Genomic DNA, 22,962 nt, shown 5'->3' on the forward strand with positions numbered 1-22,962 from the left:
ACGTCGTGCCGACGGTCGGCATTCGCTGCGGCATACCCGCCGATCTTCTTGAAAAGTAGCAAGTATGTTTGGTTTAAGTTTCGGAGAGCTGTTCGTTATCGGTGTTGTGGGGCTTATTGTGATCGGCCCCGAACGCCTGCCTACGGTCGCCCGTACGCTGGGCCATCTGGTCGGGCGCGCGCAGCGCTACGTGAACGATGTCAAAAGCGATATTCAGCGGGAAGTGGATATCCAGGAAATTGCCAAGATAAAAGAAGAAATGCAGTCTGCCGTCAGCGATGTTAAATCGTCGGTAGAAGACACGGCTAGTGCCTTGCGCAACCCGGTCAATGCTCTGCGGGACGATCTTGAGCGCACCGGCAATTCGCTGCGCGATAGCGTCAGCCCGAACGGCGCGACAACACAACAAGCTGGATCGCAAGCCGCTGGCTCAAACAATCTTGCGGTCGATGCGGTGGTTGATCCTGTCCGGGCAAAGGCGAATCAAGCCGATACGGTTACGCCAGCCGCTTCAACGGCAACCGGCTCGCAATCGGCCACTGCAGGCGTTGCAGACCTGATGGCGCCCCTGGCAGAACCTCCTGTCGAGCCTGCCGTGCCATCGGATGTGACGGTTGCGGGCAAAACAGTGGCCGCCGCTGATCGGCCCGATATCAAATCCCCTGAAGCCGACGCGCCGGCTTCTGCCGTTACCCGTTCCGATAAGCATTCCTGATGGCCAATCCAATTCTTCCTCCCGACAACGCGCAGGAAAGTCTGCCTGAAGACAGCTTTTTTTCGCATCTGATCGAATTGCGCACCCGCTTGATCAGGGCGTTGCTGGCTGTGATCGGGCTCTTTGCCATTTTGTGTATTTATCCTGGTACGGGCGCAGTCTACGATTTTATTGCCCAGCCCATGATTGCGTCGCTGCCTGCCGGCAATCGGATGATCGCCACAGGCGTCATTACGCCGTTTCTGGTGCCGCTCAAAGTAACGTTGTTGCTTGCGTTCATGATCGCCCTGCCTTACGTGCTGTACCAGGCGTGGGCTTTTATCGCACCAGGGCTGTATCGTCATGAGAAACAGCTGGCCATGCCGCTGGTGGTCTCCAGCACGCTGCTGTTCTTTTTCGGAATGGCTTTTTGCTACTACATTGTTTTCCATACCATCTTTCATTTCATCGCCATGGTCTCGCCCGAGTCGATCAATTTCGCACCGGATATCGAGGCATATCTTGGCTTTGTGATGACCATGTTCCTGGCCTTTGGCGTCACGTTTGAAGTGCCTATAGTCGTTGTCGTGCTTGTCAGCACCGGCATGGTTACAGTGGATAAGCTCAAATCCATGCGTGGCTATGTCATTGTTGGCGCCTTTGTGATCGCGGCGGTGGTGACGCCACCCGACGTCATGTCGCAGTTTCTGCTGGCGGTTCCCCTGTGCCTTTTGTTTGAGCTGGGGTTGTTTGCTGCGCGTTTTTTCAAAGTCAGCAAACTGGATCAGCAGGACTCAGAATCTGAAGAATAGGGCGGTTTGCATACCGGCCGGCGTGACGCAGATTCTTTCTGTTCACGTTGTCGCGTCTGTCTTGCCGCGTTTCTTGTTTCGCTCATTTTTACTTCTTCCTTTGTCTCGTGCTTGCCTTTCGGCGGTTTCCGCAGGAAGGCGTGATCAGTGCGGCCAGTGAAACGCTGTGCCGTTCATGTCCGCGGTTCAACCGTCTCGTTGCTATTTATCCTGTGTAATCAAATTTCTGTGTGCAACATAATCTGCGTGCTGTTCTGCTACAGCAGGCGCATCGTTGTCATCGGAGCGGCGCGCGCCGTGGCATCAGTGAATGGTCGCGAGCGCTCGTGATGCGCGTGGGCGCAGTTCTGCTGCAGCAGGCAGGATGACTGGGTGAAGTGACAGAAGGTGGCAGAAGGCGGCAGAAGGCGGCAGAATGGGTAGGGCAGAACGATGCTGCAGAAAACGATACGACAAAAGCGGCAGTCTGTCGTATTGGTCGCAATCAGTTGGTGGTGGTTACCTGGGGGCGTTTGCCCAGCGTGACGATGAAGTCATGCTTTTTGCCGCCGCGCAAAACGGTAAAGGTTACTTTGGATTGGGGAGCAAATTCAGCGATCTTGTTCAGCAAATGGTCGGTGCCGGTAATATCTTCACCATTGGCCGCAAGCAGAATATCACCAACCATCAGGCCAGCCTGTCCGGCCGGGCCATTGGGGGCGAGCGTGGCAATAATCACCCCGTTGGTATTTTTCAGATTGAACGCCCTGGCCAGATCGGTCGTGATGTCCTGTGGTTCTATGCCAAGCCAGCCGCGCGAGACACTGCCTGTCTTGATGATTTCGTACATGATGCGCATGGCGGTATCGGCAGGTGTGGCAAAGCCGATGCCCAGCGAGCCGCCGGCAGCCGATTCAGTGTAGATCGCCGTGTTGATGCCGATCAGATCGCCGCGAGTATTGATCAGCGCACCGCCGGAGTTGCCGGGATTGATGGCGGCATCTGTCTGAATGAAATTCTCATAGGTATTGATTCCCAGGCCGGTACGGCCCAGCGCCGATACAATACCCATGGTGGTTGTCTGCCCCACGCCAAACGGGTTGCCAATTGCCAGCACCATATCGCCGATGCGTGGCGTATTGCCGGCGTTGTAGTGGATAACAGGCAGGTCGGGGAGATCGGCCTTGAGCACGGCCAGATCCGTATCGGGATCGGTGCCGATCAGTTTGGCCGGGGCCTTGCGACCGTCGGCCAGGCCCACTTCGATGGAATCGGCTGCTTCGATTACGTGATAGTTGGTCAGGATATAGCCCTTGTCAGAGGCGATAACACCGGAGCCCAGATTGGTGGGCCCCATTGTGTTCAGATCCTTGTTATCCTTGATAAACGGCTTGAGTGCGGGTACATCGGGCAGGTTCTTGAACGGCGACTCGATGTTCTTTGTGGTATAGATATTCACAACGGACGGGGTGGCAGCGGCAACGGCCGAGGCAAAGCTCAGGCTCTCATTGGCCGATGTAAGCACCGTGGCCGGCAGCACGCGTGGGTTGTCGCCGGCGCCAGGCGTCAGCCAGCCCGGGCGCAACGTTGTAATGGTGAAAACCAACGCCAGGCAGACGGTGACCGCCTGAGATAACAGTAACCAAAAACGATACATAGGAAGACGTCGTGAATAAAATTTTCGTGCAGGATTTGCTGGGCTGGCTGGACCAGCAACTAAAACCAGCCCTCTTTCAGGATTATGCACCAAACGGGCTGCAGGTGCAGGGTAAGCCCGAAATAAAAAAGGTAATTACGGGCGTCACCGCTTCGGCGCAACTGCTGCAGATTGCCGCGGACAAAGGCGCCGATGCGGTTCTCGTGCATCACGGATGGTTCTGGAAAGGCGAGAATCCCTGTGTGGTCGGCAGCAAATATCAACGCATGGAACTGGCGATACGGCATGGCCTGAATATCATTGGCTACCATTTGCCGCTGGATGCGCACCCGGAATGGGGCAACAATGCGCAATTGGCAAGGGTTCTGGGTCTGATTCCTGATCGGGCCGATGACGGCAGCGGACAGCCGGTGGTCTTCGGCAGGGGCGGGTTGATCTGGTCGGGCGCAGTGCCTGGCGGTCTGCGCACATTGGCTGATCTGGGCGCACACATTGAAACCGCCCTGGGCCGATCCCCGTTGCTTATAGGCAACAACGAGCGGCCCTTGCGGCGTATCGCCTGGTGTACCGGCGGCGCCCAGGGCATGTTTGAAGAGGCGATAGCGCGTGGCGTGGATGTCTATCTGACTGGAGAGGCCTCGGAACAGGTCTATCATCAGGCGATGGAGTCGGGCGTGGCCTATATCGGCGCCGGCCATCATGCAACCGAGCGTTATGGCGTTCAGGCGCTGGGGCAGGCGGTGGCGGCGCGCTTTGGCGTGGATGTGGAGTTCGTGGATCTGCCCAATCCCGTGTAGTGCGGCACCGCTGCGGTTTCACGCCATTGGCTGGGTCGGGGCGCGCATGCTCTTCATATGCTCTGCGACAGCGGCAGCCTTGTGGCTATCTGTGCGCCCGTCATGGCGGTTTACTCAAGTGCGACAGGACGAAAAAAAACAACATCTGTGAGCAATTGCAGATGTTGTTTTTTTACTTCAGGCCGTGCTGTCAGGGGTTGATATCAGGACCCGAGGTCAGCGGTGACCCTAAGCGTAGCAGGTCAGACCGTAGGTTTTTGACGCAGCAGATCGCGGATTTCCTTGAGCAGGGCGACATCTGCCGGATCGGCGGCCGCTTCGGCTTCTTTTTCTCGTTCAAAGGTGGCGCGCGCTTTGGCGACGGCTTTGACCAGGCAGAAGATAACCAGCGCCAGCAAGATGAAATTAATGAAGATCGTTAGGAAATTACCATAGGCCAGCAAATTGGCACCGGCTTTGCTCATGGCTTCGTAGGTGCGTGCTCCGGCATAGCCTTCGGGCTCGGATAAGACAATGAATTTATTGGCAAAATCAACAGATCCGCCGAGGATGAAATTGATCAGGGGCATGATGACGTCTTTGACTAAAGAGTCAATGATCTTACCGAAAGCGGCGCCGATAATCACACCAACCGCCAGATCAATCATGTTGCCTTTGATTGCAAACTCTTTGAACTCGTTTATAAAACCTTTACTCATGATTATGTCCTTTTTTCCACGCCCGGCTCGGGCACCGGTATATAATAAACGGTTGCCAAATTATGTACACATAAAATATAGTAATTTTTAGTACCTTGAGTGTATCAACAAGGATGGATAATGAGTCAGGATTCTATACAGCAGTATGATAATCAGGGGCCCGCTACGCCAGCCGTGCTTCCCTCTGATCCGCAAAGACGCTTCTGGCTGGGTACAGCCTGTGCGGTCGGTGGTGTGGCAGGAGTGGCAACGGCCGTTCCCTTTGTAGCATCAATGAACCCGTCCGATCGGGCCAAGGCAGCCGGTGCGCCAGTGGAAATCGCGCTGGGCGGTATTGCCCCCGGCACCATGATTACCGCCGAATGGCAGGGCAAGCCGGTCTGGGTCATCCATCGCACACAGGCCATGATAGATGGCCTGTCCAAAAATTCACACCTGGCCGATCCGAATTCCGAGCGTCCTGACTATACGCCTGATTTTGCCAAGAACGAAGGCCGTTCACGCAAACCGGAATGGTTTATTTGCGTTGGTATCTGCACACACCTGGGCTGTTCTCCTTCACCCCGTTTCGCCATCGGCGGTTCCGAGGCATGGGCGCCGACTGGGAAGGCGGCTTTCTTTGCCCTTGCCATGGTTCTCATTTTGATCTGGCCGGCCGGGTTTTCAAAAATCAGCCTGCGCCTGACAATCTTCTTATTCCCCCTTATTACTTTATCGACGATAACACCGTTATGGTCGGTTTAGAAAAAGCGGAAGGCTGATCCCAATGATCCGTCTGTTCTCTTGCCTAGTTAGAAAAGGAGCCCTGTAAAATGGCTGGCGAAAAAGTTGTCGAAACGACAGGATTGTTGGGTTGGGTGGATCGGCGTTTCCCACTGACAAGTCTGTGGAAAGCTCATCTGTCCGAGTATTACGCACCCAAGAACTTCAACTTCTGGTATTTCTTCGGATCCCTGGCCCTGCTGGTTCTGGTTATCCAGATCGTGACCGGTATTTTCATGGTCATGCACTACAAACCCGATGCCGCCCTGGCGTTTACATCGGTCGAATACATCATGCGCGAAGTGCCCTATGGCTGGATCATCCGCTATATGCACTCTACCGGCGCGTCCATGTTCTTTGTGGTCGTGTATCTGCATATGCTGCGTGGCCTGTTCTATGGCTCCTATCGCAAACCGCGTGAGCTGGTCTGGATCTTCGGCGTAGCCATTTTCCTCTGTCTGATGGCCGAAGCCTTCTTCGGTTATCTGCTGCCATGGGGTCAAATGTCATTCTGGGGCGCCCAGGTGATTGTGAACCTGTTCTCCGCCATTCCTTATGTCGGTCCTGACCTGTCCATCTGGATTCGCGGCGATTTCGTCGTGTCCGATGCCACGCTTAACCGCTTCTTTGCTTTCCACGTGATCGCCATTCCGCTGGTGCTCATTGGTCTGGTCGCTGCCCACCTGATTGCCCTGCATGAAGTTGGCTCGAACAACCCGGACGGCGTTGAAATCAAAGAGAAGAAAGATGCCAGCGGTCGTCCGCTGGACGGCATTCCCTTCCATCCGTACTATTCCGTACACGATTTGATGGGCGTTGTCGGTTTCCTCATTGTGTTTGCAGCAATCATGTTCTTTGCGCCAACCATGGGTGGTTACTTCCTGGAAGCCAATAACTTCCTGCCGGCCGATGCATTCAAGACACCGCCGCATATTGCGCCTGTCTGGTATTTCACGCCGTTCTACTCCATGCTGCGTGCGACCACAGATGAATTTACCTGGGTGCTGGTTGCCTGGCGCTCATCTTTGCCGTAGGCCTGCTATTCAGCAAAAACCTCAAGGGTATCTGGAAAATCATTTTCCCGGTCATTCTGGTGCTGGTTGCGGTTGCTCTGCGTGTCTACGATGCAAAATTCTGGGGTGTGGTCATTATGGGCGGCACCGTGGTTATCCTGGGCTTCATGCCTTGGCTTGATCACTCTCCGGTCAAATCCATCCGTTATCGTCCGGGTTGGCACAAGCTGGTGTATGCGGTATTCCTGATCAACTTCGTGATCCTGGGCATCATTGGTACCAAAGCGCCAAGTCCTGTCCTGAATATTATTTCTCAAGTGGGTACACTGATTTACCTGGCTTTCTTCCTGTTCATGCCAATCTGGAGCCGGCTGGGCACATTCAAGAAAGTCCCTGATCGTGTGACCTTCCATCCCCACTAAGTTGAAAAATACAGGAATGAACATGTTTAAAAAGTTAATAGGCGCATTGTTATTGGTCGTCACGTTTACTACTCCTGTCCTGGCCGCCGAAGGCGGTATGGAGTGGGATCGTGCCCCCAACCGTGTCAACCATCTGCCTTCTTTGCAAAATGGCGCGAAGCTTTTCGTCAACTACTGTCTGAACTGTCACAGTGCCAATTCCATGCGCTACAACAAGCTCACGGAACTTGGCCTGACCGAAGAGCAGATCAAGGAAAACCTCCTGTTCACCGGCGAGAAGGTTGGCGACCTGATGCGCGTTGCCATGAGCCCGTCTGATGCCAAGGCCTGGTTTGGTGCGGCTCCACCTGATCTGTCAGTCATGGCGCGCGCCAAGGCTGCAAATATGGGGCAGGACGGCACTGACTACATCTACACCTACCTGCGTACGTTCTACCGCGATGCGTCCCGTCCTCTGGGCTGGAACAACCTGCTATTCCCGAACGTAGGTATGCCGCATGCAATGTGGGACCTGCAAGGCCCGCGTGAACTGGAAACCGTCGATATCCATCCTGTGGAAAAAGATGGCAAGCAGGAATGGCGCAAGATCACCACGAAAGTGGACTCCGAAGGCTTCAAGTCTGTCGTGAGCGACGAACCTCTGCCCGAGTATCATGGCAGCGCATCGTCACACTCGACATTGAAGTACCTGGATCCATCCAGACAGGCGCAATTTGACAATGACGTTGCCGACCTGACCGCCTTCCTGGGCTGGATGTCCGAACCAGAACAACTGCTGCGCAAGAAACTGGGCGTATGGGTGCTGTTGTTCCTCGGACTGTTCTTTATCGTTGTCTGGAGGCTGAACGCGTCTTACTGGAAACACGTTAAGTAAGCGTTGTCGGCAGTCGCCGGGGGGCAGACAAAACCCGCCCTTTGCTGCCGATGTCAGAACCACTGTGATTCGGGTCAGTGCTTGTTGTATGATGGCACTGACCTTTTCTTTTTTTTATTTTTTGCGGGAGACTGCACACCATGATGGTGCTTTATTCTGGAACCACGTGTCCATTTTCTCAACGCTGCCGTTTCGTTCTGTACGAAAAAGGCATGGACTTTGAGGTTCGTGATATTGACCTGTTCAACAAGCCCGAGGATATCTCGGTCATGAACCCTTACGGTCGCGTGCCCATCCTGGTAGAGCGCGACCTGATTCTGTACGAATCCAATATTATCAATGAGTACATTGACGAGCGTTTTCCGCATCCTCAACTAATGCCTGCGGATCCGGTCATGCGCGCGCGCACCCGTTTGTTCCTGCATAATTTTGAAAAAGAGCTGTTTGTTCACGTTGGCGTGCTGGAAGATCGCTCTGCCCGCTCCGACGAGAAAAAACTGGAAAATGCCCGTCGCATGATCCGCGACCGCCTGTCACAGTTGGCGCCATTGCTGATCAAAAATCGTTACATGCTGGGTGAAGAGTTCTCCATGCTTGATGTGACCATGGCGCCGCTGCTGTGGCGTCTGGACCATTACGGTATCGAGTTGCCCAAAAATGCAGCGCCGATCCAGAAGTATGCTGAGCGGATTTTCTCGCGCCCGGCGTATATCGAGGCATTGACGCCGTCAGAAAAGGTCATGCGTCGCTGATCCGTTTCGGGACAGTTAGCACAGCCACAGACTAAAGGAAAGTGAATGGAAAAACCATCTACCAAACCATATCTGTTGCGTGCCTGGCATGAGTGGTGTACCGACGCCGGCTACACCCCTCACCTGGTGGTCCATGTCGATGCGGCCTGCCAGGTGCCCAGGGAGTTTGTCCGTGACGAACGCATTACCTTGAATGTAGGGGCAATGGCAACCAATCGTCTGGTCATGGGCAATGACTGGATCGAGTTTCAGGCAAGATTTGGCGGCGCTTCGCGGCAAATCTCCGTTCCCGTGGCGCGCGTCGAAGCAATTTACGCACGTGAGACTCAGGAAGGGATGCAATTTGAAGTGGAAGAGTACGATCTGACTGACGCAGGCGCCGACGCGCATGATTCGCCTGCGCCAGACGACGATCCGCCTCCGTCGCCCACACCGAAAGAAAAGGCACCGTGGCTCAAGGTGGTCAAGTAACCAGCTTACCCTGGCTATTTGGCGACGAATGAGCGGTGGCGCTGCTGGCGGCATGGCATGGCCAGGCGCCAAAATGGGTGGTGGTGGTCCGGATGGTGCTTTTTGCAGCGAAAACAAGACACGAACGTGACTTTTTTGAGCTGAGTGCCGTAAAACTGGACTTTTTCCGCTCGCTTCACATATAATCTTTCTTTCGCCGGTTTAGCTCAGTTGGTAGAGCAGCTGATTTGTAATCAGAAGGTCGAGGGTTCAACTCCTTTAACCGGCACCAGAATTTCAAACGCCCCGTTTTCACATACTCCTGGTATGTTGATTGCGGGGCTTTTGTTTTGTCCGTGCGAATCGGGTGTTTTGTGGCTTAAGGAGTCGTGTTGGGGGCGGCCTGCCAGAAAATATCGCTTTGTTCTGCACGCTGATTCAGAACACGGGCAACCACGAACAGGCAGTCGGATAGCCGGTTCAGATAATGTCGGGCCGCGTCGCTGACCGGCTCGGTGGCATTGATGGCGACCACGCTGCGTTCGGCGCGCCGACAGACACTGCGACATACATGAGCCTGTGCCGCTGCTACGCAGCCGCCGGGCAGAATGAATTCGCGCAACGGGGGCAGGGTAGTCTGATAAGTGTGCACCGCCTGCTCCAGCATCGTGATGTGCTCTTCAGCCAGCGCAGTATAGCCAGGAACACTGAGCTCTGCGCCCAGATCAAACAGTCGGTGCTGCACCTGTTGCAGCAATTGGATCATGTCTTGCTGCAGGGATGGTTCGGTCAGGAGCAGCCCAAGCTGGCTGTTGAGTTCGTCGACGTCACCGATAGCCTGAATACGGATACTGTTTTTAGAAATACGTGAACCGTCACCCAAACCGGTGGTACCATCGTCGCCGGTTTTGGTAATGATTGAAGTGAGTCGGTCATTCATGTTGCTCAGAAGCTCCTTTTGATCAGTGAAGATACAACGCCCACGTGCCTGTCGCACAATGTAGATAGTTTGTAGCCCATTTGCAATTGTATCCAGAGTTGCACTGTGCCTGTGTCGGCATTTGCCAGACGTCACACCATACCAGGATTCACGGCATGGCGATTTTTAATGTATGGTGATCGGAAACGCGATCCAGGCTTCAGGAGATAAACAAGTTTGGTGTATCTTGTGCAGTGGTGCAATTGGGCGATTTTTGATTCGTCATTTATCTGTGTTGCGATGCATGCTCGGTGTGCCGTGCTCTGAAGCGCTATGTAACGACTGAAACGCACCCGTTTCGTGGAACGCTGTCTTTTGTCCTAAAATGAAGATTGAAATGCAAACACCGGAGATGCGCATGAAAAAGTCAATTGCAACTGTAATGTTGGGGCTGGCCGCAGCCGTGGCTGTCACCAGCGTTGCTTACGCCCAGGAAACGGGACGAGGCAGCGGAGAAGTGCGCCGCATTCAACCTGAACAGGGCAAAATTGCCATCAAGCAGGGCGCCATCAGCGACCTGAAGCTGCCGGCCATGACGCTGTCCTACAAGATTGATGCCGCGTTGCTCAAAGATATCAAGCCCGGTGATTCGGTCAGTTTTACTGCCGAACGGGTTGGCAAGGATTACGTTATCAAGGAAATCAGCAACTAGCCCCAAGGCCTCTGTGCCGATCATCGCGTCAACACTATGCGAGCCGGCGGTAGATGTAAAAAAGGTGCAGAACTCAACATGAGTATCTGCACCTTTTGTATTTAGCTGCCTACGCTATTTGCGCTTGCTTACAGCACGTAGCGTGCCAGATCCTGGCTGTTGGCGGCTTCTTCCAGCTTGCTGTTGACATAGTCGGCGTCAATTTTGACGACTTTGCCGCTGCTGGTTGTCGCGTCAAATGACAGGTCTTCCAGTAGCTTTTCCATCACGGTGTAAAGACGACGCGCACCGATGTTCTCGGTCCGTTCATTCACATCAAAGGCCAGTTCGGCCAGGCGATGAATGCCTTCATCAGAGAACTCCAGCGCGACGTCTTCGGTGGCCATCAATGCGGTGTACTGCTTGGTCAGGGACGCATCGGTGTCTGACAGAATGCGTACGAAGTCGGCGGTGGTCAGCGAATCGAGCTCGACCCGAATCGGGAACCGGCCCTGCAACTCGGGGATCAGGTCCGAAGGGCGGGACAGGTGAAATGCGCCAGAGGCGATGAACAGAATGTGATCTGTACGCACCATGCCGTATTTGGTATTGACGGTCGTGCCTTCTACCAAGGGCAGCAGGTCGCGCTGCACACCCTGACGGGACACATCGCCACCGCCATGTTCCTGACGGGTGGCGATCTTGTCGATCTCATCCAGGAAGACAATGCCCTGCTGCTCTGCGTTGCGAACTGCAGCGGCCCGGATTTCCTCTTCGTTGACCCGTTTGGCGGCCTCTTCGTCTACCAGCAGTTTGAAGGCGTTCTTGATGGTCATCTTCGTGGCTTTTTTCTTGTCACGACTTAAGCCGGCGAACATGCCCTTGAGCTGTTCGGTCATGTCTTCCATGCCCGGTGGCGCCATGATTTCCATGTGCGGCAGGGGCTGGGTTACGTCGATTTCAATTTCGGTGTCGTCCAGCTGCCCTTCGCGCAGTTTCTTGCGAAAAGTCTGGCGCGCCGTGTTTTCCTGGCGCAGCGGTTCGCCGTTGCTGTCGCGCGGCGGCGCGACCAGAACGTCCAGAATCCGGTCTTCTGCGGCATCTTCGGCCTGGGTCCGCACACGGCGGGTTTCCAGCTCACGGGTCTGTTTGATGGAAATTTCCACCAGATCACGAATAATGGTGTCGACATCGCGACCAACATAGCCCACTTCAGTGAACTTGGTTGCCTCAATTTTGATGAACGGTGCGTTGGCAAGCTTGGCCAGGCGACGCGCAATCTCGGTTTTGCCGACCCCGGTTGGGCCGATCATGAGAATGTTCTTGGGATGAATTTCGTGGCGCAGGGGCTCGGGCACCTGCTGACGACGCCAGCGGTTGCGCAGGGCAACGGCGACGGATTTCTTTGCCTTGTTCTGTCCGACAATGTTTTTGTCCAGTTCAGAGACAATTTCTTTGGGGGTCATGACACTCGCTGACATTCTGATATTTCCGGTTAGAGTGTTTCAATGGTGTGATTGCTGTTTGTGTAGATACACAAATCGCCCGCTATTTCCAGAGATTTCTTGACGACGACCTCTGGGGGCAGATCCGTATTCTGCAATAGCGCCAGGGCGGCTGACTGCGCGTAGGCGCCGCCGGAACCGATAGCGGCAATACCGTTTTCGGGCTCCAGTACGTCACCGTTGCCGGTCAGAATAAGGGTGTGTTCGGCGTCTGCCACGATCAGCATGGCTTCGAGACGGCGCAGCACGCGATCGGTACGCCAGTCGCGGGTCAGCTCTACGGCGGCCCGCATCAGGTGTCCCTGATGTTTTTCGAGCTTGGCCTCAAAGCGTTCCTGAAGCGTAAAGGCATCGGCGGTTGCGCCTGCGAAGCCGGCCAGAATCTTGTCGTGGTATAAACGGCGGATTTTGCGGGCCGTGCCTTTGATGACAATATTGCCCAGAGTGACCTGACCATCGCCGCCGAGCGCGACCTGATTGCCGCGCCGGACGCAGACGATGGTAGTAGCGTGAAATTGTTCCATAGAGCCTTCCTGTTGTTTCCCTAGTTAGATAGGGACGGGACAGAAAGATTTCAAGGAACCCGGATCAATTAATTAATCACCGTACATTTTCTGGCGTTTTTCGCGCCGTTCCTGGGCTTCCAGCGACAAAGTGGCGGTTGGACGGGCCAGCAGGCGGCGCAGGCCGATGGGTTCGCCGGTTTCTTCGCACCAGCCGTAGTCACGCGACTCGATCAGGGCCAGTGACTGCTGCACTTTCTTGAGCAGCTTGCGTTCGCGATCCCGGGTGCGCAACTCCAGTGCATGTTCTTCTTCAATCGTGGCGCGGTCGGCCGGATCAGGAACGAACTGGGTTTCACGCAGATTTTCGGTAGTAACGCCTGCATTATTGATGATTTCGTCTTCCAGGCGCTTTAAGCGGTCGCGGAAAAACGCCAGTTGCTCATCGTTCATATAGTCAGATTCGGGCATGGCGAGCAGTTGCTCTTCAGTCAGAAGAGGGGCTTGCGTTGTTGCATCTGTTTTTTTAGCTGCCTTAGCCATAAAACACTCCATATATCACTTCAATAATGTTGAACATAGCGCACAATGGATTGAAATTGCGTGATCACATTTGTGCGCAATATGATGCTTTCAGTGCCCGCTATTTTTGTACCAGACACTGGTTCAGCCCGTTAAGGATGACATCCTTGGGCAACTTACGACCAATAAACACCATGGTGTTGGAGGGCTTCTCCTTAGGCCCCCATGGTTTGCCGGGTTCTGCACCCATCAGCATGTGTACACCCTGGAAGATCATGCGCTGGCGCATGCCTTTCATGTAAAGGATCCCTTTGTAACGATACAGGTCGGGACCAAATACCTGCACTACGCCGCTCAGGAACTCTTCCAGACGTTCCGGTATGAACGGTTTTTCAGATTTGAAAACGAAGGCGCCGATTTCATCGTCATGGTGAGCGTGATGATGATCGTGATGATGGTGGTCGTGATCGTGATGCTCGCCATGCGCATGGCCGTGATCATGCTTGTGATCGTGCCCATGGTCGTGATCGTGCTCATGGTCGTGATCATGGGCCGCATCGGGATGTTCTTCTTTCAGAAATTCCGGATCAATGTCAAGAATGGTATTCAGGTTAAAGCCGCTGATGTCCAGGACCTTATTGATGTCGATCTCGCCAAAATGAACCGGCATAATTTCGGCGCGCGGGTTCATATGCAGCAACCGATGACGCAGGGCGCTGTATTCCTGGTCTGTGACCAGGTCTTTCTTGGAGACCAGGATGCGGTCGGCAAATCCGACCTGTTTTTGAGCTTCTGGCTGGGTGTCCAGCGTTTCCATGCCGTGCTTGGCATCGACCACCGTAATTACGGCATCGAGCCGGTAGAAGGCGGCAACGCTGTCATCCATGAAGAAGGTCTGGCAAACCGGACCGGGGTTGGCTACACCGGTGGTTTCGATCACCACGCGTTCGAATTTCAGTTCGCCTTTCTGGTGGCGAACTTTAAGATCATTGAGCGTGTTCAGCAGATCGCCGCGAACAGTGCAGCAGACGCAGCCGTTGGACAGCTCGATAATCTGTTCGTCGCTATCCTGCACCAGAAGTTCGTTATCTATGCTTTCCGGCCCGAATTCATTTTCGATGACGGCGATGCGGTTGCCGTGATATTCGGTCAGGATGCGTTTCAGGAGTGTGGTTTTACCTGCCCCCAGAAAACCGGTAAGAACGGTGACAGGGATCATTTTATCTGCTTGTGCTTGCGTTTTTGTCATGGCGTTTAAACGTCTTACCGGCAACAGAAACCGGCCGATTCCAAAAAGACGTTCCTAAAGTCAATCGCAGGATTACATCATAGCTTTGCGAAAGTCGCAAACGTTAATTGTTTCTCGAACAAAATAAACCCCAAATACTGGGGATAAACCCTAAGATCTTGATTTGTGTAATGAAATTTACATTCTGGTATGCCCGGCCACGATAACGGCGATTGACCGGCGCTTCTCGTTCAATAGGGGAGCGATTATTGTGTCCTGCGCGCCTGTTGCCGACTGCTGACAATTGACCGATTGATCCTGTAGGGGAAGTGGGTGACGGTTTCAGCCGGAGCAATGGGCGTGGCGGCGGGCTGATGCTGCGGGTCTGCCGTTTTCAGTCACGGCGCCGCTGCTGTTTCATCCTGTTTTTTGTTGCAATCTTCACAGATGGCCCGCAATTCGGTTTCGCTGGTTGTCTGAATGAAACCGGCCGTATGGATCATGTCCTGCAACTGGTGGCTGATCAGCGGGGCACTCAGTTCGGCGACCTTGCCGCAACGTGTGCAGACAATCAGCAGATCGTGGTGGTGACCCGATACGTCCTGGCAGGCCGTCCAGGCGTTGACGGCATCCAGGCGGTGGATCAGGCCTTCTTCGACCAGAAAATCCAGGGCGCGGTAGACGGTGGGAGGCTTGGCCTGCGGATAGAGCTGCTTCATGGCCTCAAGCAATTCATAGGCTTTCAGGCTGCGACCGGCTTCCAGCAGCAGGGTGAGCACGTGCTGGCGAATCGGCGTCAGGCGGGTACCGCGTTGTTCGCAATGACGAATGGCTTCCAGCAGCTGATAGGCTACAGAGTGGGTATGGGCGCCATGCTGGTGCGTCTGTTCCGGGTGATCTGTATCAGGTGGCATTCTGGGGGTCATGTGACAGGCAATCGTTGGGCGAAGATGGAGGCAATGATACTGCCATCGTCCGCAAGGAGGAAACTTTCAAGCTATTTTAGGCCATTTCACTGCCGAAATTGTGTATTATGATATAACATATCATTTTGGAAAGTGGTTGTGGCGGGATTAGGATGCCGGCAGCATACAGTCGACACGAGGCCATAACAGGGCCAGGCTGTTGCAGCGTCGTGTATTCGACGCCGTTCCAGGTCCGCTCGGGCAACCCAGCCTGCTTCGCAGGCGAATGATTGCCCCACCCATCCACGCTGATCCATCCATTAACAGATCCGTTAAATCAGACAATTATGCAGAATGAATCCCTGTTCCCGGCCTTGCAGCGCGTCTATCCCACAGTGACAGGGACGCCTTTTGTCGAGCAGGCGCGTGCCAAAACTGCTGATGTCGCACCGGCGGTCGGCGCTGCTGGCGGACACGGTTCGGTTCCTTCAGCCGACGACCCACTGCACATGCCGGCCGAGTCAACTCCCACGATTTTCCTGGCGTCTGCCGTTGACAGGCTGGGCCCGGTGCTGGGCGTTATCCTGCTGCTATGGGGTTTGATCGCCTGGTCGGCCGGCTGGCTGGGTACGATTGCCGGCTGATCGCCGCCTTTGTCTTTCGGATTCTTACTGACACCCATGCCCATGCCCTTTGCGACAAACAGCGCCCGTGTTGACCGTCCCGCAATTGCGGTCTCGGCGGCGGCCAGGCCGGTTATCCAGCTTGAGGATGTGACTGTGGGCTGGAACGGTGTGCCTGCCCTCAGCGGCGTGACAGGGACCTTTCTTGAAGGGTCGCTGACCGCGATCCTGGGGCCCAATGGCGCCGGTAAATCGACGCTGCTCAAAACGGTGACAGGACAACTGACAGCGCGCACTGGCAGGGTGACAATCCACGACCATTTCCGTGGCGGTATTTCCCTGTTGCCGCAAATCAGTGAAATTGATCGCAGCTTTCCGATTACCACCTACGATCTGGTTTCCATGGGCGCCTGGCGCCGGGTAGGCGCCTTCCGTCGCTACGATAAAGGCGAGCGTCAGCGTATTCATGACGCGCTGGCCACCGTCGGGTTGACAGATAAATCCCGCGACCTGATTTCCAGTCTGTCCGGCGGACAAATGCAACGTGCGCTGTTTGCCCGTCTTATTGTGTGCGATGCGCCGGTCATGATCCTGGATGAACCTTTCACTGCCGTGGATGAGGGAACCTGCGACTTGCTGCTGCAGATTCTTCTTGACTGGCATCGCGAAGGGCGCACCGTGCTCGTGGTGCTGCACGATGCTGCGCTGGTGCGCCAGTGCTTTCCCCAAACGTTGCTGCTGGCGCGGCAGGTGGTGGGCTGGGGCGATACGGCCAGCGTGCTGACCGACGCCAATCTGGACCAGGCCCGCTCGCTGGCGCTGGGAGGCTTTTGATGGAGGCGGTTGTTGCGGCGCTGCTGACGCCTTTTACCGAATTTGCGTTTATGAGCCGAGCCCTGTTCGGTTCGATATTTGTGTCGCTTGCCGCAGGACCGCTGGGCGTGTTTTTGATTCTGCGGCGCATGAGCCTGATGGCCGATTCCATGTCGCATGCAATTTTGCCTGGCGTGGCGGTGGCCTTCCTGCTGGCCGGCGTATCCATGACGGCAATGCTGATCGGCGGCCTGGCCACCGGTTTGCTGGTCGCCGTGCTTGCCGGCAGTGTGGCCCGATCTACCGGCTTGAAAGAGGACGCCAGTTTTGCTGCGTTCTACCTGATATCACTGGGCCTTGGCGTGTTGTTAATTTCGCTCAAAGGTTCCAATCTGGATCTGTTGCACGTGCTTTTCGGTACTGTGCTGGGGCTCGATGACAGTCATCTGGTTTTCATCATGTGCGTCTCCAGTGTAACGCTGGTTGTGCTTACGTTGATGTACCGGCCGCTGGTGATCGAATGCCTGGATCCGGCTTTTCTGAAAATGGAAGGCGGCGGCGGCTCGCTGGTTCATGGCGGCTTTCTGATCCTGCTGGTGGTTAATCTGGTGGCCGGGTACCAGGTCATGGGTACCTTGCTGGTGGTGGGGATGATGATGTTGCCGGCCGCCGCGGCGCGCTTCTGGGGACGTACGCTGGGGTGGCAACTGGTCCTGGCTGTGTGTCTGGGCGTTGTAGCTCTTATATCGGCCTCGTACTGTCCTATCACTTCGGTCTGCCGGCTTCCAGCGCCATCATTCTATCTGCGGGCGCCTTGTATATTTTGTCAATGTTATTTGGCAATCAGCACGGCTTGCTGCGTTCCGGCCGCTAGCAAAGATCCGGTTACTAGCAAAAAAAACCTTATTTCTCTTTATCTGTTTCGTCCATCTTGGCGCGGGGGTGTGCCTTGTCGTAAACTTGAGCCAGATGCTGAAAATCGAGCCTCGTATAAATTTGCGTGGTGGCAATATTGGCATGCCCCAGCATTTCCTGCACTGCCCGCAGATCCTGCGACGATTGCAGAACGTGGCTGGCAAAGCTGTGACGCAGGACGTGTGGGTGCACCTGCGCGGGAATGCCACTGCGCAGGCTTAGTTTTTTCAGTTGCAATTGAACAACCCGCGGGGCAATGCGGCGACCGCGGGTGCCCAGAAACACCGCAGACTGATCGTCGGTCGTGCTGCCTGGCGGCAGCAGTTTGTGCCTGACGGCCAGCCATTGCGTTACGGCACCAATGGCGCTGCGGCCCAATGGCACGCTGCGCGTTTTGCCGCCTTTGCCGGTAACCGTGACCTCGCCTTCATCCAGGTTGAGCCAACTGATCGATTCATAGCCATCCTTGCGCGTGTAACGGATGTCCAGGCTGACCAGCTCGGCCAGACGCAAGCCGCTGGAATAGAGCACTTCGAACATAGCCTGATCGCGCAGATCGGCCGGTTCTGTGCCAGTGGCCACGGTGGGATGATCCAGCAGCGCCTGGGTTTGCTCCACCGACAGCGCCTTGGGAAGCGAGCGGGCAATCTTGGGTGTCTTCACATCCAGGGCTGGATTGACTTTGACCGTGGTCTGGGGAATCCACCATTGATAAAAGCCGCGCCAGGCCGACAGAATGCGCGCCAGGCTGCGCGGGCTGTAATCCTGTGCATGCAGCCGGGCGATGGCGTGTCGTATTTGTGCGTTGCTCAGATTCTCGGGCAGGATGTCCGGATAGAAACCCAGCAACAGCACCAGATCACGCCGATAGGCAGACAGCGTGTGGCTCGCATACCGTTGGTTGGTTTGCAGGTAGGCCAGCCATTTTTCCATTGCATCGGGCAGAATGCGTGTCATGGCGCTTTCCATAAGTACTGCTGCACCTGGCCGAAGGTCAGTTTTGGCAGATGTCAGGCGGTGTAATTCAGGCGGCTTAAGCAGGCGCTGGCCAGCTTGCCGAGAATTTCAAGAAATGTCGTGCCCATGTCCGGTTTGAAGTGCTCGGTGCCTTCTGCAGCGAAGACCAGCACGCCAATGGTGCGCCCTTCATGTGTTAACGGCACCATGGCAACCGAGCCGGGCTTGCTATCGAACCAGCCATGCGCCGGCAGATACCCTTCCTGGCCGCAATAGGGTTTCTGCAGGCCGGCCACAAAGGCCTGGAGCATGTCGTCGGTGCCCTGGAAGCGCTCGTCTTTGAGGGCCGGAAGATTCCACAGGCGCAGGGCAACTTCCAGCATATCGAATTCCTGGCGCAATCCGTCTACCACGCGTTGCGGCAGCCGCTGGGGGTCCTGCTCTGCCAGCATGTGCGTACACCAAAGCGTGACATGATCGCTGATGGCTTCGTTGGAATTGGCATTGTGCAGCAGTTCAGACAGCTTCCACTCCAGTTCCTTGTTGCGCGTGCGCAGTGTCAGGATCTGACGTTCGCCCAATGACAGCGTGTTGCGGGCATGGGGGTGGGGTACCTTCAGCGATGAAAAAATATCGGCGTGCTCATCAAAAAAAGCAGGGTTGTCCTGCAGAAATTGTGCGACGGTTTCTGCTGTCAGTGTGGCAGCTTCAGACATGAGTACGTTCCTTTATAAAGCAGTGCTGTTGCGATACTGCGCAACCAGACGATCAATGTTTATTTCACTTGAAAATACGGTCACAGCCGGGCCGCGCATGGTAATTTGCGTGCCATCCCAGGCGATGTACAGATCGCCGCCGCGCGTATGGACGGTCACCGGCGATTGCAGACGACCGCGCCGGATACCCGCGACCACCGCAGCACAGCGCCGGTGCCGCAGGCCAGCGTTTCGCCGGCTCCGCGTTCATAAACCCGCAGGTTGATCGTGTGCGTATCGACGATTTGCATAAACCCGGCGTTGACGCGATTGGCAAAGCGCGGATGCCCTTCGATCAGGGGGCCTTGCACGGCAACCGGTGCGCTGGCCACATCGCTGACGATCTGTACGGCATGCGGATTGGAAATGGCAACCAGCGAGAGCGTGACGGAATCGCCATTGTCCAGCGGCAACGACCACAATGTGTCGTCATGATCGCGCGTGCTTGGCAGATCGGTGGTGTCAAATGCGACCGCCTCGGGTTCAAAGCGGGTTTGCCCCATATTGACCGTGACCGTTGCGTCGTCGGCTTCTTCTAGCGTAATCAGGCCGGTTGCAATTTCGGCCTTCAGCGGATTGCGCGAAGACAGTTTCTGTTCGTGCACAAAGCGCACAAAACAGCGCGCGCCATTGCCGCAATGCTCAACTTCCGAGCCATCGGCATTGAAAATGCGGTATCGAAAGTCGGCCTCCGGGTGGCTTGGAGCTTCGACCAGCAGGATCTGGTCTGCGCCGATGCCAAATTGCCGATGCGCCAGCGCGCGTGCACGCTCGGGCGTCATGTCGATGGACTGACGTACGCCATCGAGCACAACAAAGTCGTTGCCGGCACCGTGCATTTTCGAGAAAGACCAGATCATTGAACGTTTTCCTGATTGAACTGCTGTATTGCACATTATTATCGCCGATCCTGCGTGGCAGCACCACGACCATGCGCATTCAATAGAATTTCTTTTCCCCTTCAGGGCGGGTTTTGAAGCGTCGATGCACCCAATAATACTGGGGCGGATCGGTACGCACCCATTGTTCAAGCTGTTGATTGCAGAAAAGTGTGGCCTGCTCCAGGCTCATCTGGCCCGGGAAGTCGGCAAAGGGAGGCAGTACACGGGTGTGATAGTGACCGGTGGCGCTGTCCCAGCGCGTCACGATAGGAATCACGTCGGCCTTCCAGGTTCGGGCGATCTGGGCGGTTGCCGGCAGGGTTGCAGCGGGCACGCCAAAGAACGGCACGAAAATGGCGCCGTCGCGGCCAAAGTCCATGTCGGGCAGGTAATACACCGGTGTGCCCTGGCGCAACTGCCGGATGAGGCTGCGGATGCCTTCCTTACGAGAGATCTGGGTAACCTTGTTGAAGCGACCGCGTCCCTTGATCATGATGGCATCCACCTGTGGATCGGATGCGGGCGTGTACATGGTGGCCGATTTGACCAGATGCATGGACAAGATAGTGGCGGCTGCATCCAGCCCGACAAAATGCGGAGCGAACATCAAGGTGGGCCGGGAAGCGTCGATGCTGTTCTGGATGTGTTCGTAACCACTCAGGTGCACCATGCGGCGGATTTTATCTTCCGAGCCGTACCACAAGACGGCGCGATCAATCATGGTCTGGGCCAGGGCACGAAAGTGTTCCCGCAACCAGCGCTCGCGCTGGGCTGGCGTCGCCTCGGGGAAACACAATTGCAAATTGGTGCTGACAATAAAACGGCGGCGCTTCATTAGCACGCGCATCAGGGTGGCGCAGATGCTGCCCAGGCCCAGACGCAGACTGTCCGGTAATAGATTGATAGTGCGAAAAAGAAAAACGAGTAATGCGGATTTCATCATGTTTGAAGATAAGCGAAGTGCGTCCTGACAATACTTACGGGCAGGGTGCGCCGTGACAGGCACGTCGCTGGCTGCCGGTCTGGTGGCATTGCCGGCAGACGGGTCCGATCCTGGATTTTTTTCGATTGTAATGGAGAAAGAGATCACATTGTCCAGGTGGTTGCCTGAAGCAGCAAGACGGGTGGGGCCGTAATACCGGGAGTAATTATATGTGCATGCGCATACAAATATGTTGACGAGCGCTTTTCTTTCTTATAATATGCATGCACATGCAAATAATAGATGGAATCAAATAATGTCAATTGCCATGCATGAAAGCAAGCTGTTGAACACTCCATAAAGGAAAAATGATGAACTGGTTATATCTTGGAATTGCCGTGGTCTTTGAGGTTGCGGTCGCCATATCGGCAGGGAATGCGAAGGGGTTCACCCGGGTTGGCTGGACGATTGCCACCCTTATCAGCGGCGTTATTGCCACTTATTTTCTCAGCCTTGCGCTGCTGACCTTCGATGTGGGCATTGGCTATGCAATCTGGACTTCGGTAGCCGGCGTAGGCATCGTCATTCTGGGCGCTCTGTTTTTTAAGCAGCGGCTTAACTGGAAAAAGGTCCTGGGAATTGTGCTGATTATCGGCGGTGTTGTTGGTCTGCAGCTCAGTGCTGCGGCATAACGCATTGACAGGTATTGGTTAATTTAATTTATATAATTTTGAAGGAAATAGATATGTCGACAACAAACAAAAAAAATCCGGGCAGTGGGCAGGCATGGATGATGCTGCTGTTGGCCGGCGCGTTCGAAATCGGTTACGCGCTCAGTGTGGGTGGAAGCAAAGCCTTTACCGTATGGAGCTGGTCGCTTGCTGCCATCGTTTTCTTTTTGCTCACGCTGTATTTTCTGAGCGCCGCCCTGAGGACGATTGACGTGGGGATCGGCTACGCAGTCTGGGCGGGCATTGGCGCGGTCGGCGCGGCCGCTTTTGGCAGTATTCTGCTCGATCAGCCGCTGACGGCGGTGCAGGTATTTTGGCTGGTCGTCATTATCGCAGGGGTGGTCTGGCTGAAACTGGCCGATAGCGTCAAACTGCAGGCAGAGCAAAGCAGCGAGCCATTCTGACCGACTGTTGCGGCGATGCTCAAACAAACTGACAGGCATATGCAGGAGGAAGAAATGGTTTTGACTATCGTGGCGGCTACACGGTTTTGGCCGGCGATCCCATTGGCTGGCATTTGTCCGAGGTCAGAACGCTGCCTGCGTGCGAAGGTTTGCAGCCGTTTCTGGCGTTTCGCACCGGTCTGCCTAGGCATGATTTTGCATGGACATGCATATGATAAGATATTCTGCTGAACGATTAAGGATGTGGTGATCTTCAATGTCAAAGAAAAGTGATACGTGGCTCAAGCTGATTCAGGTGATCGCCAATGTCGAGACCCGGCTTGGGGCGGTGCTGCAGGCACAGCATGGACTTGGTCTTTCAGAGTATCGTGCGCTTGAGGTATTGGCGCGGTCGCCCAACGCCGAACTACGCATGCAGGAGCTTGCGTCGCATCTGCGCTTGAACCAGAGTTCAGTTTCGCGGATGGCTGAGCGCCTGGAGCGTGTGGGGTTTACTATTCGCGATTTGTGCCCGGACGACAAACGGGGGGTTTATACCGTGATCACCGATAAAGGGCGGGCGCATCTGGATGGCGCGCGAGTCGATTACGAAAATGCGCTGGATGAGGCACTCAAAGAATGCGGGTGTGAAAAGCTGCTGCTCATGAAATTTATCAATGCAGGATAACTTGCCTGGCGCTATCGTTATGGCTGCGCCACTTGGAAGGGGTGAGGGTGTCAGGCGCCAGGTTATGTCGGCACGCCATGTCGCCGGCACTTGGCGTCGGCCTGTTCCAAT

23 protein-coding genes, 1 tRNA gene and 4 pseudogenes are annotated in these 22,962 nt (G+C 55.2%); 16 read left to right on the forward strand and 12 right to left on the reverse strand.

The window, feature by feature from the left end:
- Positions 1-64: 64 nt before the first annotated feature.
- Together tatB and tatC are read left to right on the forward strand one after the other, a co-directional pair.
- Positions 65-715, forward strand: coding sequence for a Sec-independent protein translocase protein TatB (gene tatB, locus TKWG_RS21010; RefSeq protein ID WP_014749328.1), 651 nt, complete (start codon positions 65-67; stop codon positions 713-715).
- Positions 715-1,506 (forward strand): twin-arginine translocase subunit TatC, encoded by a 792-nt coding sequence (gene tatC, locus TKWG_RS02600; protein WP_014749329.1) that lies wholly within the window; start codon positions 715-717, stop codon positions 1,504-1,506. The genes tatB and tatC overlap by 1 nt, the downstream gene beginning before the upstream one ends.
- Positions 1,507-1,990: 484 nt before the next feature.
- Here tatC and TKWG_RS02605 read toward each other — a convergent pair whose 3' ends face one another.
- Positions 1,991-3,142, reverse strand: coding sequence for a S1C family serine protease (locus TKWG_RS02605; protein WP_014749330.1), 1,152 nt, complete (start codon positions 3,140-3,142; stop codon positions 1,991-1,993).
- Between the two features lie 11 nt (positions 3,143-3,153).
- On the opposite strand from TKWG_RS02605, the gene TKWG_RS02610 reads away from it, so the two are divergent.
- Positions 3,154-3,939, forward strand: coding sequence for a Nif3-like dinuclear metal center hexameric protein (locus TKWG_RS02610; protein WP_014749331.1), 786 nt, complete (start codon positions 3,154-3,156; stop codon positions 3,937-3,939).
- A 242-nt stretch (positions 3,940-4,181) separates the two neighbouring features.
- Here TKWG_RS02610 and mscL read toward each other — a convergent pair whose 3' ends face one another.
- A complete protein-coding gene (gene mscL, locus TKWG_RS02615) occupies positions 4,182-4,637 on the reverse strand; it encodes a large conductance mechanosensitive channel protein MscL (RefSeq protein ID WP_014749332.1) in 456 nt (151 codons plus the stop codon).
- A gap of 120 nt (positions 4,638-4,757) precedes the next feature.
- On the opposite strand from mscL, the pseudogene petA reads away from it, so the two are divergent.
- From petA to TKWG_RS02645, 6 genes and pseudogenes are all read left to right on the forward strand, one after another.
- Positions 4,758-5,398 (forward strand): annotated as a pseudogene (petA, locus tag TKWG_RS02620) (ubiquinol-cytochrome c reductase iron-sulfur subunit).
- Between the two features lie 51 nt (positions 5,399-5,449).
- Positions 5,450-6,834 (forward strand): annotated as a pseudogene (locus TKWG_RS02625) (cytochrome b).
- A gap of 22 nt (positions 6,835-6,856) precedes the next feature.
- A complete protein-coding gene (locus tag TKWG_RS02630) occupies positions 6,857-7,708 on the forward strand; it encodes a cytochrome c1 (RefSeq protein ID WP_014749334.1) in 852 nt (283 codons plus the stop codon).
- 140 nt (positions 7,709-7,848) lie between these two features.
- Entirely contained in the window at positions 7,849-8,460 is a 612-nt protein-coding gene (locus TKWG_RS02635; protein WP_014749335.1) for a glutathione S-transferase N-terminal domain-containing protein, read from the forward strand.
- Between the two features lie 45 nt (positions 8,461-8,505).
- On the forward strand, positions 8,506-8,931 hold the full coding sequence (locus tag TKWG_RS02640; protein ID WP_014749336.1) for a ClpXP protease specificity-enhancing factor: 426 nt from the start codon (positions 8,506-8,508) through the stop codon (positions 8,929-8,931).
- Between the two features lie 195 nt (positions 8,932-9,126).
- Positions 9,127-9,202, forward strand: a tRNA-Thr gene (locus TKWG_RS02645).
- A gap of 87 nt (positions 9,203-9,289) precedes the next feature.
- On the opposite strand, the gene TKWG_RS02650 is transcribed toward TKWG_RS02645, so the two are convergent.
- Positions 9,290-9,850 (reverse strand): cob(I)yrinic acid a,c-diamide adenosyltransferase, encoded by a 561-nt coding sequence (locus TKWG_RS02650; RefSeq protein WP_014749337.1) that lies wholly within the window; start codon positions 9,848-9,850, stop codon positions 9,290-9,292.
- Between the two features lie 397 nt (positions 9,851-10,247).
- Here TKWG_RS02650 and TKWG_RS02655 point away from each other — a divergent pair, with 397 nt between their 5' ends.
- The gene (locus TKWG_RS02655) at positions 10,248-10,541 is read left to right on the forward strand and encodes a copper-binding protein (RefSeq protein ID WP_041709788.1); all 294 of its coding nucleotides are present in this window, start codon (positions 10,248-10,250) and stop codon (positions 10,539-10,541) included.
- A gap of 128 nt (positions 10,542-10,669) precedes the next feature.
- Here the strand turns inward: TKWG_RS02655 and hslU are convergent, their stop codons facing one another.
- The 5 genes from hslU to TKWG_RS02680 form a co-directional block, all read right to left on the reverse strand.
- The gene (gene hslU, locus TKWG_RS02660; RefSeq protein ID WP_041708922.1) at positions 10,670-12,001 is read right to left on the reverse strand and encodes an ATP-dependent protease ATPase subunit HslU; all 1,332 of its coding nucleotides are present in this window, start codon (positions 11,999-12,001) and stop codon (positions 10,670-10,672) included.
- A 14-nt stretch (positions 12,002-12,015) separates the two neighbouring features.
- Complete coding sequence (hslV, locus tag TKWG_RS02665; RefSeq protein ID WP_014749340.1) at positions 12,016-12,549, reverse strand: ATP-dependent protease subunit HslV; 534 nt, start codon at positions 12,547-12,549, stop codon at positions 12,016-12,018.
- A gap of 72 nt (positions 12,550-12,621) precedes the next feature.
- Positions 12,622-13,071: an RNA polymerase-binding protein DksA gene (gene dksA / locus TKWG_RS02670; protein WP_014749341.1), complete on the reverse strand. Its 450-nt coding sequence runs from the start codon at positions 13,069-13,071 to the stop codon at positions 12,622-12,624.
- A gap of 100 nt (positions 13,072-13,171) precedes the next feature.
- Positions 13,172-14,299 carry a CobW family GTP-binding protein gene (locus TKWG_RS02675; protein ID WP_014749342.1) on the reverse strand — a complete coding sequence of 376 codons (1,128 nt, stop codon included), beginning with the start codon at positions 14,297-14,299 and terminating at the stop codon, positions 13,172-13,174.
- A 377-nt stretch (positions 14,300-14,676) separates the two neighbouring features.
- On the reverse strand, positions 14,677-15,192 hold the full coding sequence (locus TKWG_RS02680; protein WP_014749343.1) for a Fur family transcriptional regulator: 516 nt from the start codon (positions 15,190-15,192) through the stop codon (positions 14,677-14,679).
- A gap of 338 nt (positions 15,193-15,530) precedes the next feature.
- Here TKWG_RS02680 and TKWG_RS02685 point away from each other — a divergent pair, with 338 nt between their 5' ends.
- The 3 genes and pseudogenes from TKWG_RS02685 to TKWG_RS22235 all read left to right on the forward strand — a co-directional run bounded on the left by TKWG_RS02685 (position 15,531) and on the right by TKWG_RS22235 (position 17,493).
- Positions 15,531-15,827, forward strand: a complete 297-nt coding sequence (locus TKWG_RS02685) for a hypothetical protein (protein WP_014749344.1) — start codon at positions 15,531-15,533, stop codon at positions 15,825-15,827.
- Between the two features lie 36 nt (positions 15,828-15,863).
- Positions 15,864-16,640, forward strand: coding sequence for a metal ABC transporter ATP-binding protein (locus TKWG_RS02690; RefSeq protein ID WP_014749345.1), 777 nt, complete (start codon positions 15,864-15,866; stop codon positions 16,638-16,640).
- A pseudogene (locus TKWG_RS22235) lies at positions 16,640-17,493 on the forward strand (metal ABC transporter permease). The gene TKWG_RS02690 and the pseudogene TKWG_RS22235 overlap by 1 nt, the downstream one beginning before the upstream one ends.
- Positions 17,494-17,522: 29 nt before the next feature.
- Here the strand turns inward: TKWG_RS22235 and xerC are convergent.
- The 4 genes and pseudogenes from xerC to TKWG_RS02715 all read right to left on the reverse strand — a co-directional run bounded on the left by xerC (position 17,523) and on the right by TKWG_RS02715 (position 21,070).
- A complete protein-coding gene (xerC, locus tag TKWG_RS02700) occupies positions 17,523-18,491 on the reverse strand; it encodes a tyrosine recombinase XerC (protein ID WP_238534298.1) in 969 nt (322 codons plus the stop codon).
- A gap of 53 nt (positions 18,492-18,544) precedes the next feature.
- Positions 18,545-19,207, reverse strand: coding sequence for a DUF484 family protein (locus TKWG_RS02705; RefSeq protein ID WP_014749348.1), 663 nt, complete (start codon positions 19,205-19,207; stop codon positions 18,545-18,547).
- A 12-nt stretch (positions 19,208-19,219) separates the two neighbouring features.
- Positions 19,220-20,106: pseudogene (dapF, locus tag TKWG_RS02710) on the reverse strand (diaminopimelate epimerase).
- Positions 20,107-20,185: 79 nt separating this feature from the next.
- Positions 20,186-21,070 carry a lysophospholipid acyltransferase family protein gene (locus TKWG_RS02715; protein WP_041709791.1) on the reverse strand — a complete coding sequence of 295 codons (885 nt, stop codon included), beginning with the start codon at positions 21,068-21,070 and terminating at the stop codon, positions 20,186-20,188.
- Positions 21,071-21,417: 347 nt separating this feature from the next.
- Here TKWG_RS02715 and TKWG_RS02720 point away from each other — a divergent pair, with 347 nt between their 5' ends.
- The 3 genes from TKWG_RS02720 to TKWG_RS02730 all read left to right on the forward strand — a co-directional run bounded on the left by TKWG_RS02720 (position 21,418) and on the right by TKWG_RS02730 (position 22,851).
- On the forward strand, positions 21,418-21,741 hold the full coding sequence (locus TKWG_RS02720; protein ID WP_238534299.1) for a DMT family transporter: 324 nt from the start codon (positions 21,418-21,420) through the stop codon (positions 21,739-21,741).
- A gap of 53 nt (positions 21,742-21,794) precedes the next feature.
- The gene (locus TKWG_RS02725; RefSeq protein WP_014749353.1) at positions 21,795-22,184 is read left to right on the forward strand and encodes a DMT family transporter; all 390 of its coding nucleotides are present in this window, start codon (positions 21,795-21,797) and stop codon (positions 22,182-22,184) included.
- A gap of 256 nt (positions 22,185-22,440) precedes the next feature.
- The gene (locus TKWG_RS02730) at positions 22,441-22,851 is read left to right on the forward strand and encodes a MarR family winged helix-turn-helix transcriptional regulator (RefSeq protein ID WP_014749354.1); all 411 of its coding nucleotides are present in this window, start codon (positions 22,441-22,443) and stop codon (positions 22,849-22,851) included.
- Positions 22,852-22,962 lie beyond the last annotated feature (111 nt).

It is taken from the genome of Advenella kashmirensis WT001 (assembly GCF_000219915.2).
In the GTDB taxonomy this organism is placed as follows: domain Bacteria; phylum Pseudomonadota; class Gammaproteobacteria; order Burkholderiales; family Burkholderiaceae_B; genus Advenella; species Advenella kashmirensis.

Bases quoted from the DNA above. Each gene is read 5' to 3' on its own strand.
- TKWG_RS02730 (WP_014749354.1), top strand. From the start codon at position 22,441: ATGTCAAAGAAAAGTGATACGTGGCTCAAGCTGATTCAGGTGATCGCC.
- TKWG_RS02605 (WP_014749330.1), bottom strand. From the start codon at position 3,142: ATGTATCGTTTTTGGTTACTGTTATCTCAGGCGGTCACCGTCTGCCTG.
- TKWG_RS02675 (WP_014749342.1), bottom strand. From the start codon at position 14,299: ATGACAAAAACGCAAGCACAAGCAGATAAAATGATCCCTGTCACCGTT.
- TKWG_RS02690 (WP_014749345.1), top strand. From the start codon at position 15,864: ATGCCCATGCCCTTTGCGACAAACAGCGCCCGTGTTGACCGTCCCGCA.
- hslU (WP_041708922.1), bottom strand. From the start codon at position 12,001: ATGTCAGCGAGTGTCATGACCCCCAAAGAAATTGTCTCTGAACTGGAC.
- TKWG_RS02640 (WP_014749336.1), top strand. From the start codon at position 8,506: ATGGAAAAACCATCTACCAAACCATATCTGTTGCGTGCCTGGCATGAG.
- xerC (WP_238534298.1), bottom strand. From the start codon at position 18,491: ATGACACGCATTCTGCCCGATGCAATGGAAAAATGGCTGGCCTACCTG.
- TKWG_RS02680 (WP_014749343.1), bottom strand. From the start codon at position 15,192: ATGCCACCTGATACAGATCACCCGGAACAGACGCACCAGCATGGCGCC.
- TKWG_RS02650 (WP_014749337.1), bottom strand. From the start codon at position 9,850: ATGAATGACCGACTCACTTCAATCATTACCAAAACCGGCGACGATGGT.
- dksA (WP_014749341.1), bottom strand. From the start codon at position 13,071: ATGGCTAAGGCAGCTAAAAAAACAGATGCAACAACGCAAGCCCCTCTT.
- TKWG_RS02630 (WP_014749334.1), top strand. From the start codon at position 6,857: ATGTTTAAAAAGTTAATAGGCGCATTGTTATTGGTCGTCACGTTTACT.
- TKWG_RS02705 (WP_014749348.1), bottom strand. From the start codon at position 19,207: ATGTCTGAAGCTGCCACACTGACAGCAGAAACCGTCGCACAATTTCTG.
- hslV (WP_014749340.1), bottom strand. From the start codon at position 12,549: ATGGAACAATTTCACGCTACTACCATCGTCTGCGTCCGGCGCGGCAAT.
- TKWG_RS02725 (WP_014749353.1), top strand. From the start codon at position 21,795: ATGTCGACAACAAACAAAAAAAATCCGGGCAGTGGGCAGGCATGGATG.
- TKWG_RS02685 (WP_014749344.1), top strand. From the start codon at position 15,531: ATGCAGAATGAATCCCTGTTCCCGGCCTTGCAGCGCGTCTATCCCACA.
- TKWG_RS02720 (WP_238534299.1), top strand. From the start codon at position 21,418: ATGATGAACTGGTTATATCTTGGAATTGCCGTGGTCTTTGAGGTTGCG.
- tatB (WP_014749328.1), top strand. From the start codon at position 65: ATGTTTGGTTTAAGTTTCGGAGAGCTGTTCGTTATCGGTGTTGTGGGG.
- tatC (WP_014749329.1), top strand. From the start codon at position 715: ATGGCCAATCCAATTCTTCCTCCCGACAACGCGCAGGAAAGTCTGCCT.
- mscL (WP_014749332.1), bottom strand. From the start codon at position 4,637: ATGAGTAAAGGTTTTATAAACGAGTTCAAAGAGTTTGCAATCAAAGGC.
- TKWG_RS02655 (WP_041709788.1), top strand. From the start codon at position 10,248: ATGAAAAAGTCAATTGCAACTGTAATGTTGGGGCTGGCCGCAGCCGTG.
- TKWG_RS02715 (WP_041709791.1), bottom strand. From the start codon at position 21,070: ATGATGAAATCCGCATTACTCGTTTTTCTTTTTCGCACTATCAATCTA.
- TKWG_RS02635 (WP_014749335.1), top strand. From the start codon at position 7,849: ATGATGGTGCTTTATTCTGGAACCACGTGTCCATTTTCTCAACGCTGC.